Origin of the sequence: Mesorhizobium sp. B3-1-8 (genome assembly GCF_006439495.1) — a bacterium.
Lineage (GTDB): Bacteria > Pseudomonadota > Alphaproteobacteria > Rhizobiales > Rhizobiaceae > Mesorhizobium.
The window spans coordinates 1-2,494 of record NZ_VFTK01000080.1 but is presented as its reverse complement, the minus strand read 5'-3'; the positions used below and the strand labels follow the sequence as shown (position 1 = coordinate 2,494).

The 2,494-nt window shown below is 65.8% G+C and carries 3 protein-coding genes; all 3 read right to left on the bottom strand.

Features of this window, described 5'->3' with window-relative positions; genetic code table 11:
- Positions 1-13: 13 nt before the first annotated feature.
- The 3 genes from FJ424_RS33300 to FJ424_RS33290 all read right to left on the bottom strand — a co-directional run bounded on the left by FJ424_RS33300 (position 14) and on the right by FJ424_RS33290 (position 2,409).
- Positions 14-1,546 carry an IS66 family transposase gene (locus FJ424_RS33300; RefSeq protein WP_140660000.1) on the bottom strand — a complete coding sequence of 511 codons (1,533 nt, stop codon included), beginning with the start codon at positions 1,544-1,546 and terminating at the stop codon, positions 14-16.
- A gap of 69 nt (positions 1,547-1,615) precedes the next feature.
- Positions 1,616-1,972, bottom strand: a complete 357-nt coding sequence (gene tnpB, locus FJ424_RS33295; protein ID WP_140648196.1) for an IS66 family insertion sequence element accessory protein TnpB — start codon at positions 1,970-1,972, stop codon at positions 1,616-1,618.
- On the bottom strand, positions 1,969-2,409 hold the full coding sequence (locus FJ424_RS33290; protein ID WP_210239453.1) for a transposase: 441 nt from the start codon (positions 2,407-2,409) through the stop codon (positions 1,969-1,971). Before FJ424_RS33290 ends, tnpB begins: the two co-directional genes overlap by 4 nt.
- Between the last annotated feature and the right edge of the window lie 85 nt (positions 2,410-2,494).

The window sequence follows — 2,494 nt, the reverse complement described above, 5'->3', positions numbered from 1 at the left end:
GTAAGCGTCGTTCTCAGGCCACGGCCTTGATTTCCGGCTTGGCGATGTAGGTCCAGGGCAGGAGTTCGTTAATTTGGCTGTTCGGGTGGCCGTTGACGATCCTGGCGAGCACGTCGGCCAGGTAGCCGAGCGGGTCGACATCGTTGAGCTTGCAGGTTTCGATCAGCGAGGCGATGACAGCCCAGTGCTCGGCGCCGCCATCCGATCCGGCGAAGAGTGCGTTCTTGCGGTTCAACGCAATCGGGCGGATCGACCGCTCGACAGTATTGGAGTCGATCTCGATGCGTCCGTCGCCGAGGAAGCGGGCGAGCCCCTCCCAGCGTGACAGCGTGTAGCGGATTGCCTCGGCGAGCTTGGTCTTCTGGCTGATCAGACCGAGCTTCTCGCGCAGCCATGGCTCGAACTCGGCCAGGATCGGCCGGCTCCTTTCCTGGCGCACGGCACGACGGGCGTCTGCCGGCTGGCCGCGGATGTCGTCCTCGACGCGATAGAGCTCCGCGATGCGCCGGAGCGCCTCGCTGGCGATCGGTGCCGGGCCGGCTGCGGCGAGTTCGTAGAACCGCCGGCGCACGTGTGCCCAGCAGAAGGCGAGCGTTGCACCGCTCTTGTCGGCGAGCACCCGATAGCCACCATAGCCGTCGACCTGCAGGATCCCGGCAAAGCCCGCCAGATGAGCGATCGGTCGCTCCGCCTTTCGGTCCGGCGCATAGACATAGGCGACGCCCGGCGGGTCGCTCCCGTTCCATGGTCGGTCATCACGCGCGTAGGCCCAGAGCTGCCCGGTTTTGGTCTTGCCGCGGCCGGGATCCAGCACCGGTGCCGTGGTTTCATCGGCAAAGAGCTTGGGCGAGGCTTTCAGCTTCTCCAGCAGTCGCTCGTGGACTGGACGCAGATGCCAGGCGGCGCGGCCGACCCAGTCGGCGAGCGTGGAGCGATCCAGATTGATGCCCTGCCGGGCATAGATCTGCGCCTGGCGATAGAGCGGCAGGTGGTCGGCATATTTGGAGACCAGAACCTGAGCGATGGTGGCCTCGGTCGGCAGACCGCCTTCGATCAGCCGGGCGGGCGCCGGAGCCTGTACGACCACGTCCTCGCAGGCACGACACGCATATTTGGGCCGGCGCACGACGATCACGCGCAATTGCGCCGGCACGATATCGAGCCGCTCGCTGACGTCTTCGCCGATCCGATGAAGTCCGTTGCGGCAGCATGGGCAGGCATGGTTCTCGATGTCGACGACCATCTCGATGCGCGGCAGATGCGGCGGCAACGTGCCACGGTTCGCCCGCCGCTTTGCGGTGCGCTCCCTGCGCGTGGCAGGATCGGCACGCTCGGCCTCTTCCTCGCCTGCCGCCTCGATCTGCTCGGCCTCCTCCAGGCCAAGGAGCAATTGATCTTCGGGCAGGCTCTCGGCCCGGCGGCCGAAGCGGTGACGCTGCAATTCCTTGATGATCTGGGTCAGGCGAGCATTCTCGACATCGCGCGCCAGGACCATCGCCTTCAGCACATCCGGATCGTCGGGAAGCTGGTCCGCTGTCATCGCCATGATCGGATCAGACCATATTCGCCAGTTCCGGGCGACAGCGGAATCCAGGCTGATTCACTTGGTCGCGGATCAACCCGCCTGCGCTGGAGCAAGCGTCCGGCGGGCCTCATGGACCCGGCGCCAATCAAGCCCTTCAAGCAGCGCCGACAACTGGGCGGCCGTCAGCCGCATCACGCCATCCTGCACCTTCGGCCAGCGGAACTCGCCATCCTCCAACCGCTTCGCATAGAGGCAGACGCCGCTGCCATCCCAGAAGATCAGCTTGATCCGATCCGTCCGTTTCGCGCGGAAGACATAAACTGCGCCGCTGAACGGATCGGCACCCATCGTCTCGCGCACCAACGCAGCCAACCCCTCCGCACCCTTGCGGAAGTCCACCGGCTTTGTCGCCACCATGACCTTGACGGCGCCTGTCGGCCCGATCACGAGGTTGCCTTCAGCGCACGGATCACCGCCGCAACCGTCTTGGCGTCAGCTCCCCGGCCGACCCGCATGGCGATGCCGTCAATCTCAAGCTCGATCACGCCAGCATCTCGGGCTGTCTTCCCCTTCCGCGGCTGCGCTGGACGCGTCGGCGCGGGTTCCGGAGGCGGCGCCGTCACCACCGCCGGCACGAAGGCCGGCGATTCCTGCTGCGCCGAAGCGGCCTGTTTGCGCGCTTCGCGGCGCCAGGCGAACACCTGCTGTGGCCTGAGACCATAACGCCGGGCGACTTCGGAGATGATTGCGTTCGGCTCCAGCGTCTCCGCGACGATCCGCGCCTTATCATCCATCGACCAGTGACGCCGGCCGCCAGCGCCGTTGATCACCTCGAAACGCCGAAGCTGCCGCTCCGGGTCAAGCGTAAGGTCAAGTCCAGACACAAGCCTATCTCCGATCCCACTACAGGATCGGCAACCTCACAGATCGCGATCACTCCCGAAAGGTGGCCCCAAAACACCGCTTACC

Coding starts and splice junctions, on each gene's coding strand:
- FJ424_RS33300 (WP_140660000.1), bottom strand. CDS start 1,546: ATGGCGATGACAGCGGACCAGCTTCCCGACGATCCGGATGTGCTGAAG.